This window comes from Tabrizicola sp. YIM 78059 (genome assembly GCF_004959785.1).
Taxonomy (GTDB): Bacteria; Pseudomonadota; Alphaproteobacteria; order Rhodobacterales; family Rhodobacteraceae; genus Tabrizicola; species Tabrizicola caldifontis.
In genome coordinates, this window is record NZ_SJZH01000010.1 from 80,887 (window position 1) to 96,070 (window position 15,184).

15 protein-coding genes are annotated in these 15,184 nt (G+C 66.0%); 5 read left to right on the top strand and 10 right to left on the bottom strand.

All coding sequences use genetic code 11. From position 1 onward, the window contains the following. Positions 1-4: 4 nt before the first annotated feature. Complete coding sequence (locus tag EZM81_RS13345; RefSeq protein ID WP_136646058.1) at positions 5-844, top strand: methyltransferase domain-containing protein; 840 nt, start codon at positions 5-7, stop codon at positions 842-844. A 96-nt stretch (positions 845-940) separates the two neighbouring features. After that, on the top strand, positions 941-1,999 hold the full coding sequence (gene hemH, locus EZM81_RS13350) for a ferrochelatase (RefSeq protein WP_167851022.1): 1,059 nt from the start codon (positions 941-943) through the stop codon (positions 1,997-1,999). 19 nt (positions 2,000-2,018) lie between these two features. Here the strand turns inward: hemH and EZM81_RS13355 are convergent, their stop codons facing one another. After that, positions 2,019-2,942 carry a LysR family transcriptional regulator gene (locus EZM81_RS13355; RefSeq protein WP_135450566.1) on the bottom strand — a complete coding sequence of 308 codons (924 nt, stop codon included), beginning with the start codon at positions 2,940-2,942 and terminating at the stop codon, positions 2,019-2,021. A gap of 105 nt (positions 2,943-3,047) precedes the next feature. On the opposite strand from EZM81_RS13355, the gene EZM81_RS13360 reads away from it, so the two are divergent. Next, positions 3,048-3,494 carry a cupin domain-containing protein gene (locus EZM81_RS13360; RefSeq protein WP_135450567.1) on the top strand — a complete coding sequence of 149 codons (447 nt, stop codon included), beginning with the start codon at positions 3,048-3,050 and terminating at the stop codon, positions 3,492-3,494. A gap of 93 nt (positions 3,495-3,587) precedes the next feature. Here the strand turns inward: EZM81_RS13360 and EZM81_RS13365 are convergent, their stop codons facing one another. Continuing rightward, a complete protein-coding gene (locus EZM81_RS13365; RefSeq protein WP_135450568.1) occupies positions 3,588-4,181 on the bottom strand; it encodes a L,D-transpeptidase in 594 nt (197 codons plus the stop codon). 183 nt (positions 4,182-4,364) lie between these two features. Here EZM81_RS13365 and EZM81_RS13370 point away from each other — a divergent pair, with 183 nt between their 5' ends. Continuing rightward, positions 4,365-4,877 (top strand): CAP domain-containing protein, encoded by a 513-nt coding sequence (locus tag EZM81_RS13370; RefSeq protein WP_135450569.1) that lies wholly within the window; start codon positions 4,365-4,367, stop codon positions 4,875-4,877. Positions 4,878-4,915: 38 nt separating this feature from the next. On the opposite strand, the gene EZM81_RS13375 is transcribed toward EZM81_RS13370, so the two are convergent. From EZM81_RS13375 to EZM81_RS13405, 7 genes are all read right to left on the bottom strand, one after another. After that, positions 4,916-5,413, bottom strand: coding sequence for a murein L,D-transpeptidase family protein (locus EZM81_RS13375; RefSeq protein WP_135450570.1), 498 nt, complete (start codon positions 5,411-5,413; stop codon positions 4,916-4,918). Positions 5,414-5,502: 89 nt separating this feature from the next. Next, positions 5,503-6,720 carry a class I SAM-dependent RNA methyltransferase gene (locus EZM81_RS13380; protein WP_136646060.1) on the bottom strand — a complete coding sequence of 406 codons (1,218 nt, stop codon included), beginning with the start codon at positions 6,718-6,720 and terminating at the stop codon, positions 5,503-5,505. Then, positions 6,717-8,570: an ABC transporter ATP-binding protein gene (locus EZM81_RS13385; protein ID WP_136646061.1), complete on the bottom strand. Its 1,854-nt coding sequence runs from the start codon at positions 8,568-8,570 to the stop codon at positions 6,717-6,719. Before EZM81_RS13385 ends, EZM81_RS13380 begins: the two co-directional genes overlap by 4 nt. 113 nt (positions 8,571-8,683) lie before the next feature. Then, positions 8,684-10,531, bottom strand: coding sequence for an ABC transporter ATP-binding protein (locus EZM81_RS13390; protein ID WP_136646062.1), 1,848 nt, complete (start codon positions 10,529-10,531; stop codon positions 8,684-8,686). Between the two features lie 162 nt (positions 10,532-10,693). Continuing rightward, positions 10,694-11,842, bottom strand: coding sequence for a CCA tRNA nucleotidyltransferase (locus EZM81_RS13395; RefSeq protein WP_136646063.1), 1,149 nt, complete (start codon positions 11,840-11,842; stop codon positions 10,694-10,696). Then, entirely contained in the window at positions 11,839-12,438 is a 600-nt protein-coding gene (locus tag EZM81_RS13400) for a CoA pyrophosphatase (protein ID WP_136646064.1), read from the bottom strand. Before EZM81_RS13400 ends, EZM81_RS13395 begins: the two co-directional genes overlap by 4 nt. Then, positions 12,435-13,421 carry an Hsp33 family molecular chaperone HslO gene (locus EZM81_RS13405; protein ID WP_135450576.1) on the bottom strand — a complete coding sequence of 329 codons (987 nt, stop codon included), beginning with the start codon at positions 13,419-13,421 and terminating at the stop codon, positions 12,435-12,437. The genes EZM81_RS13400 and EZM81_RS13405 overlap by 4 nt, the downstream gene beginning before the upstream one ends. A gap of 79 nt (positions 13,422-13,500) precedes the next feature. On the opposite strand from EZM81_RS13405, the gene EZM81_RS13410 reads away from it, so the two are divergent. Beyond that, positions 13,501-13,938 (top strand): NUDIX hydrolase, encoded by a 438-nt coding sequence (locus EZM81_RS13410; RefSeq protein ID WP_136646065.1) that lies wholly within the window; start codon positions 13,501-13,503, stop codon positions 13,936-13,938. Here the strand turns inward: EZM81_RS13410 and EZM81_RS13415 are convergent. After that, positions 13,930-15,159: a PP2C family protein-serine/threonine phosphatase gene (locus tag EZM81_RS13415; RefSeq protein ID WP_136646066.1), complete on the bottom strand. Its 1,230-nt coding sequence runs from the start codon at positions 15,157-15,159 to the stop codon at positions 13,930-13,932. The two genes, EZM81_RS13410 and EZM81_RS13415, sit on opposite strands and share 9 nt — an antisense overlap. Between the last annotated feature and the right edge of the window lie 25 nt (positions 15,160-15,184).

Sequence of the window (15,184 nt, forward strand, 5' to 3'; positions counted from 1 at the left end):
CGCGATGACCACGCCGCCGCCCCTGACCGACCGCAACGCCCTTGCCCGCCACCGTGCCCGCGCCCAGGCCCTGCCGGGCCATGGCGAGGCCCTGTTCCTGCACCGCATCGCCCGCGCCGACATCGAGGAAAGACTGGACGAGGTTAACAGAACCTTTACGGCCCCCGCTATCGTGACGCCTTTTCCTCATGTCTGGGCCGATTTTCCGGGCAACCCCCGGATCGTGCCGGATCAAGAGGTGCTGGCCCTTGAACCGGGGGCGCACGATCTTGTGATCCACGCAATGGCCCTGCACTGGGCGAACGATCCGGTGGGTCAACTGGTGCAATGCCGTCGCGCCCTGCGCCCAGACGGGTTGTGCATCGCGGTGCTGCCGGGGGGCGAGACGTTGCACGAGCTGCGCGCGAGCTTGGCCGAGGCGGAAAGCCTGGTGACGGGGGGCCTGTCGCCCCGGGTGCTGCCGATGGGGGAAATCCGCGATCTGGGCGCGCTGATGCAACGCGCCGGACTGGCCCTGCCGGTGGCCGACAGCGTGACCCAGACGGTACACTACCGCGCGCTGGCTACGCTTTACGCCGACATGCGCAGCATGGGAGAGACGAATGCCCTGACAGGTCGCCTGCGCCGGTTCACGGATCGTCGGGTGTTTGCCGCGGCCGAGGCGGTCTATCGCCGCGCGTTTTCCACCCCCCAAGGCCAGTTGCGCGCGACTTTCGAACTGGTGTTCCTGACCGGCTGGGCCCCGCACGAAAGCCAGCAGCAGCCGCTGCGGCCCGGTTCGGCCAGGGCAAGACTGGCCGAGGCGCTGCGTGTGCCGGAACACCGGTTGCCCAAGGACGGTTGACCCTGCCCGCCAAGCCTATATGTCCCGCAGGGAACATTCGGGATCATTCAGATGCTTGACGCCAAATCCGCGCAGGACACCGACACCGCCCTGGTCATGCCGGGGCAGGGACGCCTTGCCCACGCCCCCGCCGACCATCCTCCGGTCCGCAGGGCGAGGATCGGGGTGCTGGTCGCCAATCTGGGCACGCCGGACAATTACGATTACTGGTCGATGCGCCGCTATCTGAACGAGTTCCTGTCGGACAAGAGGGTGATCGACTACGCCAGCTGGAAGTGGCAGCCGCTGCTGCAGCTGATCATCCTGACCAAGCGGCCGTTTTCGTCGGGGGCGAACTACAGGCAGATCTGGAACCACGAGCTGAACGAAAGCCCGCTGATGACGATCACCAAGGCGCAGACGGCGGCGATCGCGGCGAAGCTGACCGAACGCCACGGGCCCGAGGTGATGGTTGATTTCTGCATGCGCTACGGCAACCCTTCCACCGAAAGCCGGGTGCGCGCGATGGTCGAGGCCGGGTGCGAGAAGATCCTGTTCTTCCCGCTTTATCCCCATTACGCCGGCGCCACTTCGGCCACGGCGAACGACCAGTTCTTCCGTGCCCTGATGAAGGAGAAGCGCCAGCCCGCGGTGCGGACGGTGCCGGAATACTTCGAGCATCCGCTGTATGTCGAGGCGCTGGCCCGGTCGGTCGAGACGGCCTATGCGAAACTGGACCACAAGCCCGACGTTCTGGTGGCCAGCTATCACGGCATGCCGAAGCGTTACCTCATGGAAGGCGACCCCTACCACTGCCAGTGCGCCAAGACCTCGCGCCTGTTGCGGGAACGGCTGGGGTGGGAAAAGGGGTCGATCGACACCACCTTCCAGTCCGTCTTCGGCCCCGAGGAATGGCTGCGCCCCTACACGGTCGAACATGTGGCCGAACTGGCCAAGGCGGGCAAGAAGCGGATCGCCGTCATCGCCCCGGCCTTTTCGGCCGACTGCATCGAGACGCTCGAGGAAATCAACGGCGAGATCCGCGAGGCGTTCGAACATGCAGGCGGCGAGGAATTCACCTACATTCCCTGCCTGAATGACGACCCGGCACATATCGAGGCGCTGGTTGCGGTGATCGAAGAAAATCTGACGGGCTGGCTGCCGCGCGGGCGCTAGCCCGCGCCCCACGTTTCCGTCAGATCCGGCTAAGAAGGTCGAACACCAGATTCCGCATCCAGGCTGCAAAGGGCGACCTGTCGGTTCGCCTGTGCCAGACGCCGATCATCTGCGCGGGTGCGATCTCTACCGGGGGCAGCCGGATCTCAAGTCTGTGGCTGGCGCGGACCCGCTCTGCCAGCTGGCGGGGCACCAGAGCGACAAGGTCGCTTTCGCTTACCACGCGGCACACGGCCGAAAACAGCGGCACCGTTATGGCGATCCTGCGGCTGCGGCCCACCCGGGCAAGTGCCGCGTCCCCCATGCCGGAAAGCCTGCCCTCGGGCGAGAAGAGGACATGCGAAAGGGCACAGAAGCGGTCGATCGGAATGGTGGCGCCTTCGGCAAGATCGGCAAGCGCGGGGTTGCCTGAGCGGCTGATGACCACGAAGGATGAGGTGAAGGCAGGGGCGGAAACCATCCAGTCCGGCACGGGTCTCTCGGGCAGAAGGGCCAGATCCGCGCCGCGCTGGTCGATGCTGGCCAGATAATCGGAAGGCACCAGATCGACCAGTTGCACCGTTACCCCGGGCGCCTCGCGCCCAAGCCGCGCCCCCAGTTCCGGCATCAGCATTTCGGCGAAGAAATCACTGCCCGCGATCTTGAACGCTCCGGTCGCCGTGTCGGGACGGAACGGTGCCTCGGGCGACAGCAGGGCCTGAAGGCGCTCAAGCTCGGCCTGCAGCGGTTCGGCCATCCGGGCGGCCCGTTCGGTCGCGACCAGCCGGTTCCCCTGCCGCACGAACAGGGGATCGTCCAGCGCCTGCCTGAGGCGCCCAAGCGCCCCCGAGACGGCAGATTGCGAAAGGCCCAGCTTCTGCCCGGCGCGGATCGTCGATCCTTCGCGGAGCAGGCAGTCGAGCACACGCAGGAGGTTCAGGTCGAAGGTAGCGAAATTGACCATGCCGATAGCACCTATTCAAAGGATCGGTTGGACGGATAGCCTGCGCCTCGTTTAGCCTGTCGTCAACGAAGGCGCCTTCGTTTCGAACCATGACGGAGCGAAACGATGAAAGATATCTCCACGGATCCAGGCTGCGTCGAATGGCGCGGTGTGCAGTACAGGACCATTCTTTCGCCGGGCGAAAGCGGTGGCGCAATGTCGATCGTTGACAGCCATTCGCCGCAGGGCAGTGGCCCGCCCCGCCATGTGCATGAGGCCGAGGACGAGACTTTCGTGGTCCTCGCCGGATCCTGCCGCGTCTGGACAGCCGCGCGCCAGGCCGGCCTGCAGCCAGGTGAGGCCTTCTTCATCCCGCGCGGCACCGAGCATACCTTCCAGGTCGACGACCCGGCGGGCTGCAGGCATCTGGTCATTCTGACGCCGGGCGGGTTCGAGGGCTTCTTCACCGAGGCGGCCGCTGCCGGTCTGCGCATTCCCGAGGACATGGCCGCCCTGCAGGGCCTGGCGGCAAGGTTCCATCTGCGGTTCACCGGCCCGCCGCTGGATCTGTGAAACCGGCGCCGGCACGTATTGCGGCGCAGAAAGAAAATCGGGCCGCAGCATGTCTGCGCTGCGGCCCGATGCTTTCGTATGGGGAAAACCCGGTCAGATCAGCAGAACCTGCGTGCCGACCCGGGCATATTCGAACAGCTCTTCCACATGTTCGTTGTAAAGCCCGATGCAGCCGTTCGATGACTTTCGACCGATCTTGCGCGTGTCGTGCGTGCCGTGGATGCGATAGTAGGTCCACGACAGATACAGGGCGCGGGTTCCAAGGGGATTGTCCTTGGCGCCACCCGGCACCATGTCCGGCCAATCCGGGTTGCGCTGCTTCATCGCGGGGGTCGGGCGCCATGGCGGGTTCACCACCTTCTGCACCACCTCGGTCCGGCCCCGGCGCGTCAGATCCTCGGACAGTGGCACAGAGGTCGGATAGAGCCGGTAGATCGACTGGTCCTCTGACCAGAAATGCAGGGCACGCGAGGTGATGTCGACAAGGATCGCCCCGTTGCGGGTGTTGTCGAAGTAGTCCTGCCATTGCAACATGCGGAAACTGGAAATGTTGTTGCGCACGCTGCTGGATGCCGGAGGGGTGAATTCGGTGGTCCCGTCCTGTGCCAGCGCCGGAAGCGCGGCAAGACCGGCCATTCCGGCAGCCCCCCCCAACAGGGCACGGCGGCTGATGGACCCATTGGCCATGGCGGATACTCCTGCTCTGTCTCTGTTCAACTTTTCGCGGGATATAGTCAGATGGGTCCCGTTCCGCAATTCAAACCGCCGTCATCCCTTGCCGATCGGCACGAGTCCCGTTTGAACCCCGATCCGGCTTCCGATATGACGGCGCGGACCGCCGCGAACTGCGGCAGAACAACGGTGGACGGAATGGATCGACGTTTCCTGCTTCTGCAAGGTGCCGCGCTGGCTCTGGCGGCCTGTGCCCCGACAACCGCCCCGACCCTGGGGCCGGACGGCCGGCCGCTGCCGAAGGTTTACTGGATAAGGCCAGGCGACGAGGAAGAGGTTTCGTTCCGCCTGCTTGATTCCGTGAACACCCTGCGCGCGGCGCGCTCGCTGCCGCCGGTGACCTTCGATGCAAGGCTGAACGCCGCCGCTGCGACCCATTCGCGCGACATGGCGGTGCAGAACCGTCCCTGGCACTTCGGATCCGACGGATCATCGCCGCTGACCCGCGTGCAGCGCGTCGGCTTCACCGGCCGTCTGGTGGGCGAGCTGATCTCGGAAACCTACGAGACCGAGCTGGAAACGCTGGCGACCTGGATGAACAATCCTGACACCCGAAACGTCATCATGGACCCATCGGCGCGGCTGATCGGCTTCGCATGGTTCCAGGAGCCCAGCGGCAAGATCTGGTGGACACTGGTCACCGGCGCCTAGCATCCGGGCGCCGCTGGCGCCCATTCCCGTGCAGCCATTCAGGGCAGGATGTGGATGGGGGTGCCCGGCTTGACCATCGAATAGATCACTTCCATCTCTTTGTCGCTGACCGCAATGCAGCCCTCGGTCCAGTCGCGGGCCGTGGTCGGACGCCGCGGTCCGCCGTGAATGAAGATGTCGCCGCCGGGGCTTTTGCCCTGAGCCTCGGCGAAGGCGCGGTCCGCCTCGTTGGGGTAGGAGATGCCAAGCGACAGATGGAAGCGCGAGTTCGGGTTCTTGTGGGTGATGAAGTAGCTGCCTTCCGGCGTCTTCCCGTCGCCTTCGAACTGCTTGTGCCCCTCGGGTGCAAATCCAAGTCCGACATCATATGACTTCAGCACCCGGTCCTTGTGAATGAGGTACATCTTGCGGTCGGTCTTGTGGACCTGGACCTGCGTGACCTCTGGCCCGCGATACTTCAGGAATTTCGTCTTGGGCGCGCACCCCGCAAGCCCCAGCGTAACCACCAGAAGGAGGAGAAGTCCTATCCCGCGCATGTCCCTGCCCGCTGCTCTTTTTTCCAAGTCCTACAGGAATCGGGCTTATCTGACCAGCCGGTCAGGCTGTCGCAGGGATCACGGGTTTGTCAGCCCGGCAGGCTGAGGCGGGCCACAAGCTCTACGTGCGTGGACCAGCGGAACTGGTCGATGATCTGCACCCAGTCCAGCCGGTAGCCGGCGGTGACCAGGGTCTTTGCATCGCGTGCGAATGTGACCGGGTTGCAGGACACGAAGGCGATCACCGGAACGCCGGATCGCGCGAGACGGTCGGTCTGCGCTTCGGCCCCGGCGCGGGGCGGGTCGATCAGGGCTGCGGTGAAGCCCCTCAGTTCGTCTGGCTCCAGCGGGCGGCGGAACAGGTCGCGGGTTTCCGTGCTGATGCGATGCAGATCGGGTGTGTTGCGTGCGGCAAGGTCAAGTGCGGCAATCATTGCCGCGTCACCTTCGACGGCGTGGACCTCCATCACCTGTGCCAGCGGCAGGGTGAAGGTGCCGACGCCCGAAAACAGATCGACGACGCGCTTCTGCGGACCCAGTGCCTGACGCACGGCCGCCAGGAGCGTGGCCTCGCCTTCGGCCGTGGCCTGCAGGAAGGCGCCGGCAGGGGGCACGACGGTGGCGGCTCCCATGGTCAGCGCGGGCCGATCGCGCAGCGCAACGGTTTCGCTGTCCCAGGTCAGACGCGACAGGCCGTGGGTTTCGACTATGCGAGCCAGGTCCATCCGCAGTTCGGCGTCCAGGGGCTTGCCGCCGGTGACCACAACATCCGGGCCACCGCGCGTCAGGGTCACCTGCAACGACAGCTCTGCCGAACGCGAGCCCCCCGCGCGGACCAGGGCCTCGAGCCCCGGAAAGGCGGCAAGGATGCCGGGGTGAAGCAGCTGGCAGTCCGCGATGTCCACGATCGTTTCCGAGGCGCGGGCGTGAAAGCCGATCAGCACCCCGCCTCTGGTCCGCCGGGCAGACAGCGTCGCGCGCCGCCGGGATTTCGCGGGCGAGGTCGCCAGTGGCAGAAAGTCCGCGCGAAGCCCCTGGCCGGCAAGCGCGGTTTCGACGACCTGACATTTCCAGGCCGCGACAAAGGCATCCGAGGCATGCTGCAACTGGCAGCCACCGCAGGTCCGGGCATGGCGGCATGGCGGTTTCACGCGGTCGGGCGAAGGGGTGATGATCTTCGGCTCCAACAGCCGGTCACCATCAGGCGTGCCCTCGACCACTTCGCCCGGCAGGGTGCCGGGGACATAGATCGGGCCTGATGCAATTCCGTGGCCGAGGTGCCCGAGCCTTTCGATGGTGACGATCACTCTGCCGCTTCCGCCTGATCTTCCGTACCGATGAACCCGCCCGACTGGCGTTTCCAGTAGCGGGCGTAGAGGCCGTTCTTCGCCAGAAGCGCCTCGTGGCTGCCTTCCTCGACAATGCGGCCACGGTCAAGCACGATGATGCGATCCATTGCCGCGATGGTGGACAGCCGGTGCGCGATGGCAAGCACCGTTTTGCCCTGCATCACCCGGCCAAGCGCCTCCTGGATCGAGGCCTCGACTTCCGAGTCCAGCGCCGAGGTTGCCTCGTCCAGCACCAGGATCGGCGCGTCCTTCAGGAAGGCGCGGGCCAGCGCGATGCGCTGGCGCTGCCCGCCGGACAGTTTGACCCCGCGTTCGCCAAGGAAGGCGTCATAGCCCTTGCGGCCCTGGTGATCGACCATCCCGGCGATGAATTCGTGCGCCTCGGCTGCTTTTGCGGCGGCGATGATCTCGGCTTCGGTCGCTTCGGGTCGGCCATAGGCGATGTTGTCGCGGGCGGATCGGTTGAACATCGCGGTTTCCTGCGTGACCATGCCGATCTGGCGGCGCAGGCTTTCCTGAGTGACGGACCGCAGGTCGTGGCCATCGATGGTGATGCGGCCCTGTTCGGGGTCGTAAAGCCGCAGAAGCAGAGAAACAAGCGAGGATTTTCCCGCACCCGAGGCGCCCACGATGGCCAGCTTCTCGCCCGCGCGGATGGTCAGGTCGATGTCCCGCACCCCGCCGCGTTCGCGGCCGTAGGCGAAGGTCACGCCCTCGAACCGGATGTCTCCCCTGACGCGGGGCAGAGGCCGGGCATCCGGAGGATCGGTCAGTGTGTGCGGCGCGGAAAGGGTGCGCATCCCGTCCTCGACCTCGCCGACCGAGGTGTAGATCGACATCAGCGTGAAGCTGACCCAGCCCGACATCTGTGCAATGCGCAACGCAATGGCCCCAGCGGCGGCGATGTCGCCGGCCGTGGCCTGCCCCTGCTGCCACAGCATGACGGTGCCCCCGATCAGCAGCACCGGCAACACCCCGGCCAGCAGCATGAGGCTGAACCGGAACCAGGTCGAGATGACGCCGAATTCCAGGCTGCGTTCGCGGAAGACCTCCATCGCGTCCAGCGCCACGCGGTCCTCGAAGGCGGCATGCGCGAACAGCTTCACAGTCTTGATGTTGGTGATCGTGTCCACGACCTGACCCGAAACCATGGCACGGGACGAAGCGCGGGCGGCCGAGTTCTTCCTGACCATGGGCAGGAAGAAGCGGATCAGCAGGATATAGGCAACCAGCCAGACCATCAGCGCGATGGCGGCCTTGTAATCGACGGCGACCAGGAAGGCGACCGAACCGATGACCGAGGCCAGCGCGAAGCAGACGGTGTTGATGACTTCGGTCGCGACATCTGTGACGGCACGGGCGGCCTGCATCTGCTTTTGCGCGATGCGGCCGGCAAAGTCGTTGTCGAAGAAGGTGACGGACTGGCCCAGCGTCCAGCGATGCAGGCGGGACAGTACCAACGGCATCACGTTCGGCCCGATGACGATCGAGTTCGAGGCCGAGGAGACGGCGAAGGCCAATGGTCTGAGGACCAGGTAGAAGGCGAGGAACCACAGCACCAGGTGCCAGTGTGCGGCAAAGAAATCGGCAGGGCCGGAGTTCACCGCGGCATCGATCACCCAGCCGAGGATCAGCGCGCTGACCACCTCGGTCACTCCGGCCAGAGAGGACAGCAGGCCCGCCAGCACCAGCATTGGCCAGGATCCCGCCAGCGACCAGCGCATGAAAGCGCCAAGGCGCTGCGGCGGGGGGCCGTCGGCGGGGCGGAAGGCGTCGATCAGGGAGCCGAGGCTTCGAAGCGCGCTCATGGGCGAGACGTAGGCCCGTCAGCCACAAAGGGCAAGGGTCGCCTGGTCGTGCGACTTCGTCTCCTCATCGGGACGGCGCGCAAGGAGTGACGAAGCCATCGACGAGCAGAATCCTATCCCGCCGCGTTTTCCTCCAGCCCGATGAAGCCGCCGGACTGCCGCGCCCAGAAGCGGGCATAGAGACCGCCCTTGCGCAGAAGGTCTGAATGGTGGCCGTCCTCGACCACCCGGCCGTCCTCCAGCACCACGATCCGGTCCATCGCGGCGATGGTGGACAGGCGGTGCGCGATTGCGATGACCGTCTTGCCCTGCATCACCCCGTAAAGCGCGCCCTGGATTGCGGCCTCGGCCTCGCTGTCCAGGGCCGAGGTCGCCTCGTCCAGGATCAGGATCGGCGCGTCCTTCAGGATCACCCGCGCGATGGCGATGCGCTGGCGCTGCCCGCCGGAGAGCTTGACCCCCCGTTCGCCAACATGGGCGTCATAGCCGCGGCGGCCCTGCGGATCCTCAAGCGTCAGGATGAAGTCATGCGCCTCGGCCTGTTTCGCGGCGGCGATCATCATCTCTTCGGTCGCGTCGGGGCGGCCGTAGAGGATGTTGTCGCGCACCGACCGGTGCAGAAGCGAGGAATCCTGCTGAACCATGCCGATCTGGCGGCGCAGGCTCTCCTGTGTGACATCGGCGATGTTTTGCCCGTCGATCAGGATCGCGCCCGATTCGGTATCGTAGAAGCGCAGCATCAGCTTGACCAGCGTCGATTTCCCAGCGCCCGAGCGGCCGACGACGCCGATCTTCTCTCCCGGCCGGATGGTCAGCGTGACATCGCGCAGCCCCCCGAAGCCGCGGCCGTAGTGGTGGCTGACGCCCTTGATCTCGATGAGACCCTTCTCGAAACGCAGTGCGGGGGCGCCGGGCCGGTCCACCAGGGCGATCGGCTGGGCGATGGTCTGCATGCCCTCGGCCAGGGTGCCGAGGTTCTGCGCCAGGTTGGTCGAGGCCCACATGATCCAGTAGGTCATCGAGTTGATGCGCAGCACCAGCGCCAGCGCCGCCGCGACCACGCCGACCGTTGCCGTGCCCTGCACCCAGAACCAGACCGCCAGCCCACCGACCCCCAGAATCAGAAGCCCGTTCAGGAAGGTCAGCGCCATGTCCATCCGGGTGACGATGCGCATTTCCGTCTGGAAGGTCTTGCGCGCGCGCTCGATGGCCTCCTTCGCGTAGTCCAGTTCCTGATCCTGATTGGCGAAAAGCTTCACCGAATGGATGTTGGTATAGCTGTCCACCACCCGCCCCGTGACCGCGCTGCGCGCCTCGGACGAGGCGGTGGCGGCGGGCCCGGCGCGGCGGATCGTCCAGCGCATCAGAAGCACATAGCCGGCGAACCACAGAAGCAGCGGAACCATCAGCCGGGGATCGGCCTCGGCCAGCATCAGTAGCGCGCCGACAAAGGTGGCAGCGGCAAAGGCGGCCATGTCGAAGACCTGGAACACCGCTTCTCCTGCGGCCGGGGGGGCCTGCATGATGCGGTTGGCGATGCGGCCGGCGAAATCGCTTTCGAACCAGCCGACCGGTTGGCGCAGCACATGCCGGTGCGCCCGCCAGCGCATCATGGTGCCGAAGTTGGTCAGGATCGTGTTGTGCAAGAGGCTGACCGAGCCCCCGGCGACCAGCGGTCGCAGGATCAGCACCACCAGCGCGACCAGCAGCAGTTCGGACCAGTGCGCGGCCAGAAAATCGGCCGGGGACTGGCCGGCCATCTGGTCCACCAGGCGGCCCAGATACCAGATCATCCCCACTTCCAGCACGGCATTGCCGACCGAGAACAGCCCGGCAAAGGCGAATACACTGCGGAAGGCGCGGACATAATCCTTCAGGAAGGGCCAGAGCCGCCGGGGCGGATTGTCGGTCTCCGCATAGTGTTGATACGGATCGACGAGGTTTTCGAAGAAGTGGAACATTGTGGGGGAACCCGGCAGAAAGTGCAGCGATGGAATGAGGCGGGGCGGGAACGCGACCACTGCGACGGGATCGGTCGACTCAGCCGAGGCGAGGCGTAATCCCGTGTTCCATGCCGGTCTCCTTCTCGGGCTGCGATCTGGTAGCCCAAGCGGATCGCATTGTCACGCCCCTTTCAGCAGCTCCTCGCGGCTGGCGGTCAGGCCGGATGCCAGCCAGCGCGCCTCCAGTTCCTTCAGCCGGGCGCCCAGTGCCGCGCCTTGCAGGGCGGGAATCAGGTCGGCGGCGGTGACCGGAAAGGTCGCTGCCGCCCCCCGGGCGACCTCTGCCTGCCAGCCGGGGGGGAGAGGGGTGCCAAGGCAGGCGGCGCGGGCAAGTACCGCGTCGGCCGCCAGGTCCGCCCCGAGCTTCCAGCCCAGAACGGCGGGATCGGCTGCCGCGCCGATGGCGTTTCGCAGCGCGTCCAGATTGCGGGCCTCTGCCCGCGACAGACGCAGTGCCGCTTCGGGGTTCTCGCCGCCCAGAACAGCCAGCCGCCGCAACCAGCGCGGAGCGACGGCGGCATCAAGGTGGACCAGCGGTGCCAGCGCGCGCGGGTCAGCCCCGGGCAGGACGACCCGCAATACACCTGCCTGCGCCATGGCTGCCACGGCGGGCGCGGGATCACGCGCGGCAAGCAGCTTGCGCAGCTCGGCCGTGATGCGTTCGCGTGAAATCGCCCCCAATCCTGCGGACAGGGCCGCGCAGGCGGCCAGACCCTCTGGATCCAGGCCCTGATCGGGATCACCGTAGCAGGCATGAAAACGGAAGAAGCGCAAGATGCGCAGGTAGTCCTCGCGGATGCGGGTTGCCGCATCGCCGACGAACCGCACACGGCGCGCCAAAAGGTCGGGCAGGCCGCCCAGCGGGTCGATCACCCGGCCCAGCCGGTCGGCATAAAGCGCGTTCATCGTGAAATCGCGTCGCGCCGCGTCTTCCTCGATTCGCGTCGAAAAGGCCACTACGGCGCGGCGACCATCGGTTTCGATGTCGCGGCGAAAGGTCGTCACCTCGTACGGCCGGCCCTCGGCCACGACCGTCACGGTGCCGTGGTCAACACCGGTGGGCACGACCTTGAAGCCGGCAGCTTCGGCGATTTCCGAGACGGTTGGGGGCGTCGCATCGGTGGCGATGTCCACGTCTGCAACCGGCACCTGCAGCAGGGCGTTTCGCACGCAGCCCCCGACCAGAAACGCCTGGTGGCCTGCGCCTTCCAGCGCGGCACACAGGGCCTGCGTTCCGGGATGTTCCAGCCAGTCGCCCGCGACCTTCATGCCCGTGCCCGTTCTGCCAACCCTCGCAGGATACGCGCGGTGGCACCCCAGATGTAATAGGGGCCGTAGGGCACGGCGTAATAGCGGCGCCAGACCCCCATCCAGCGGCGACGCTCGATGGCATATCGGGCTGGCGTCAGGACATGGTCGAGAGGAACCGTGAAGATTTCATCCACCTCGCCGTCCTCGGGCACGGGGTCGAAGGTGCCATGGATCAGGCCGACGAAGGGGGTGACGGCAAAGCCGGTGACTGTTTCGTGGACCGGCAGGGAGCCAAGGATCTCGACACGGGTCGGGTCGAGGCCGATCTCCTCGTGCGTCTCTCGCAGGGCTGCGGCCTGTGGGCCGTCGTCCGAGGCATCCACCTTGCCGCCGGGAAACGCGATCTGGCCGGGGTGATGCTTCAGCCGCGATGACCGCTTTGTCAGGATGACCCCGGCACCTTCGGGTTTCAGCCAGATCGGCACCAGAACCGCAGCCGGGCGCAGAGGTCGGTCCGGCGACGGACGGAGTCCGGGATTCAGATCGAAATCCGAGGACGGCCCAGCCTGGCGCGACAGGGCATCGCGCAGCCGGGCCTCGACCTGATCGGTCATTCCGGCTTGACCGCTTCGAACCCGAGGGTCTTGGGGTCCAGCTCGTAATGCGCACCGCAGAACTGGCAGTCGGCGGTCACGACGCCCGCCTCGGTCGTCATCTTCGCGATGTCCTTCTGGCTGTAGATCGACATAGTGTTGCGGACCTTTTCCTCGCTGCAAGAGCAGCCGAAGCGCACCGGCTGGGCGTCGAACACCCGCGGGCCTTCCTGGTGAAACAGCCGCACCAGCAAGTCGGTAGGCGTGACCGAGGGACCGATCATTTCCAGTTCCTCGACGGTGTCGAGCAGCATGTTCGCGCGGTTCCAGTCGTCGGATGCCTCTCCGCCCAGGATGTCGGCATGGGTCAGAAGCCCGCCCTCGCCGCTGCCCTGCTCGGCGGCGACACCGCCCGTCGCGGGCATGTGCTGCAGCATCACGCCGCCCGCCCGCCAGCGCAGGGGACGCCCGGGTTCGGCGCTTTCGCCGAAGGCCAGCGCAAAGCGGGTCGGGATCTGTTCGGACTGGGCGAAATAGGTTTCCGCGCAGGCCGAAAGGCTGCCGCCGGCAATGGGCGTGAAGCCCTGATAGGGCAGCATGCCTTCGCCCTGATCAAGCATCACGGCAAAGTAGCCTTCGCCAATCTGGCTGAACGGGTCGGCATGGGGATCAAGCCGGTCGGCATCATAACTGGCATAGGCGCGGATGCGGGCAGGCTGGCCGTCCTCGGTCGGGCCGTAATAGTCGGTCGCGATCAGCCGGGCCGGGCCATTGCCGCGGACCTGAAGGGAAAGTTTCCAGCGCAGCTTGATGGTCTGGCCGATCAGCGCCGTCAGAAGCGCGGTCTCGGCCACCAGTGCCTCGATGACGGAAGGATAGGCGTGCTGTTTCAGCACCTGGTCCAGCACCCCGTCCAGCCGCGCGACGCGACCGCGGATGCCCGAGGCGTCCAGTTGGAATGGCAGGACGGTATCGTCCCAGGCGATCTGTGAACCGGTAGACATGGGGGGTTTCCTGAAACTGCCAGTGTTGGCATATCGCGCCTATATAGGCTGCACAACCGACGGTCCAAGGGGGATTCGCATGATCAGACGCCATGGCGAGCCGGTGAAACCGGGGCAGGGCTACATCCGCAGGCCTGGCGTCTATGCGATCCTTCTTCGGGGCGACCATATCCTGACCACCCACCAGGCCGAGCCGGTGCCAGAATTCCAGCTGCCCGGCGGCGGTATCGACCCCGGCGAACAGCCGATCCCGGCCCTGCACCGCGAAGTGCTCGAAGAAACCGGATGGCGGATCGCCGTCTTCCGGCGGCTGGGGGCATTCCGCCGGTTCACCTACATGCCGGAATACGACCTTTGGGCGGAAAAGGTCTGCACCGTCTATCTGGCGCGTCCGGTCCGCCCCCTTGGTCCGCCGTCCGAGCCGGGCCATGCCGCGATCTGGCTGCCGGTGGAAGAGGCGTTGGTGCGGCTCGGCAATGCAGGCGACCGGGCAATTCTGGCCGATGCGCTAGCCTAGGTCCAGCACGACGCCGGACACGTCGTCGGCAAAACTTTCGCTGCCCGATTGCCGCGCCAGATCCCGAATCAGCGCTTCCAGAAGCTCGGCCCCGCCTAGTCCGGCCGAGGTCTTCAGGCTGGTCGTCAGGCCGTCTTCCCCGAAGTCGCGCCCAGAAGGCAGAGGACATTCGGTGATGCCATCCGACACCAGGATGAGCCGGTCACCGGGGGTGAACGGGATGTCTTCCCATTCGTATGTCGCGCCGGGAACCAGGCCGATGGGAAGCCCGCCCCGCCCCAGCCGCTGCACCGCGCCGGATTTGCGCAAAAGCATGGGGTGCGGATGGCCGGCCTGCACAAGGCTGATCTGCTGCGCCACGCGGTCGGCGACGGCAAAGACCATCGTGAAGTACTGTTCGACCTGAATCTCCTCCAGCATCAGGCGGTTGAACCGTTCGGCCACCGCTTCCGGCGGCAATAGGACATGGGCACCCCGCGGCCCTTTCTGGAATGCCAGGTTCTGTTCGGGGGAAGATCCGGTCAGGAATCCGGCAAGGCGGGCCGTCATCATCGCCGAGGCAACACCGTGGCCGGAGACGTCGATCGAATAGACCGCCACGCGGTCGTCATCGACCCGGAAGCTGCCGACCAGATCGCCCCCCACCCGCCCCGAATTCCGCAAGAGCAGCGACGCCCTTGCCCAGCCATAATCCCGCACCCGGTCGCGAACCAGCGTCTGCTGCAACTTCCGCGCTTCGATCAGGTCGCGGTCGAGCGAATCGTAAAGCTCCTGCAATTCGACAAGGGTTTTCGCGATGACCCGGTTCTTTGCCAGCAGCTCTGCCTGCATGGACAACATCCGCTCTCCCGCGCGAAGTCGGGCGCGAAGTTCGCTGCTGGCGACGGGCTTGGTCAGGAAGTCGTCGGCCCCGGCCTCCAGGCCATCGGCGATCTCGGCCTTTTCCGACTTGGAGGTCAGAAGCACGAAATACCCGTAGTTCTCGCGCCCCAGATCCCGGAACCGGCGGCAGAATTCCAGGCCGGACATGCCCGGCATCATCCAGTCGCTGATGACGATATCCACGCCTTCCGTGGCGCAGAAATCCAGCGCGGCAAGCGCAGATTCGCGTTCCGTCACCCTGTAGCCCCAGCGTCGCAGCTGCATCGACAGGATGTGCCGCTGCGCCCGGCTGTCATCGACAATCAGCACATGACGCACCCCGCCCGCGACTGGCGTCATCCGATCGTCTGGCAGCGTGATGGAC

Excerpts from the sequence above, each read along its gene's own strand:
- EZM81_RS13345 (WP_136646058.1), top strand. The coding sequence starts at position 5 with ATGACCACGCCGCCGCCCCTGACCGACCGCAACGCCCTTGCCCGCCAC.
- hemH (WP_167851022.1), top strand. The coding sequence starts at position 941 with ATGCCGGGGCAGGGACGCCTTGCCCACGCCCCCGCCGACCATCCTCCG.
- EZM81_RS13355 (WP_135450566.1), bottom strand. The coding sequence starts at position 2,942 with ATGGTCAATTTCGCTACCTTCGACCTGAACCTCCTGCGTGTGCTCGAC.
- EZM81_RS13360 (WP_135450567.1), top strand. The coding sequence starts at position 3,048 with ATGAAAGATATCTCCACGGATCCAGGCTGCGTCGAATGGCGCGGTGTG.
- EZM81_RS13365 (WP_135450568.1), bottom strand. The coding sequence starts at position 4,181 with ATGGCCAATGGGTCCATCAGCCGCCGTGCCCTGTTGGGGGGGGCTGCC.
- EZM81_RS13370 (WP_135450569.1), top strand. The coding sequence starts at position 4,365 with ATGGATCGACGTTTCCTGCTTCTGCAAGGTGCCGCGCTGGCTCTGGCG.
- EZM81_RS13375 (WP_135450570.1), bottom strand. The coding sequence starts at position 5,413 with ATGCGCGGGATAGGACTTCTCCTCCTTCTGGTGGTTACGCTGGGGCTT.
- EZM81_RS13385 (WP_136646061.1), bottom strand. The coding sequence starts at position 8,570 with ATGAGCGCGCTTCGAAGCCTCGGCTCCCTGATCGACGCCTTCCGCCCC.
- EZM81_RS13390 (WP_136646062.1), bottom strand. The coding sequence starts at position 10,531 with ATGTTCCACTTCTTCGAAAACCTCGTCGATCCGTATCAACACTATGCG.
- EZM81_RS13395 (WP_136646063.1), bottom strand. The coding sequence starts at position 11,842 with ATGAAGGTCGCGGGCGACTGGCTGGAACATCCCGGAACGCAGGCCCTG.
- EZM81_RS13400 (WP_136646064.1), bottom strand. The coding sequence starts at position 12,438 with ATGACCGATCAGGTCGAGGCCCGGCTGCGCGATGCCCTGTCGCGCCAG.
- EZM81_RS13405 (WP_135450576.1), bottom strand. The coding sequence starts at position 13,421 with ATGTCTACCGGTTCACAGATCGCCTGGGACGATACCGTCCTGCCATTC.
- EZM81_RS13410 (WP_136646065.1), top strand. The coding sequence starts at position 13,501 with ATGATCAGACGCCATGGCGAGCCGGTGAAACCGGGGCAGGGCTACATC.
- EZM81_RS13415 (WP_136646066.1), bottom strand. The coding sequence starts at position 15,159 with ATGACGCCAGTCGCGGGCGGGGTGCGTCATGTGCTGATTGTCGATGAC.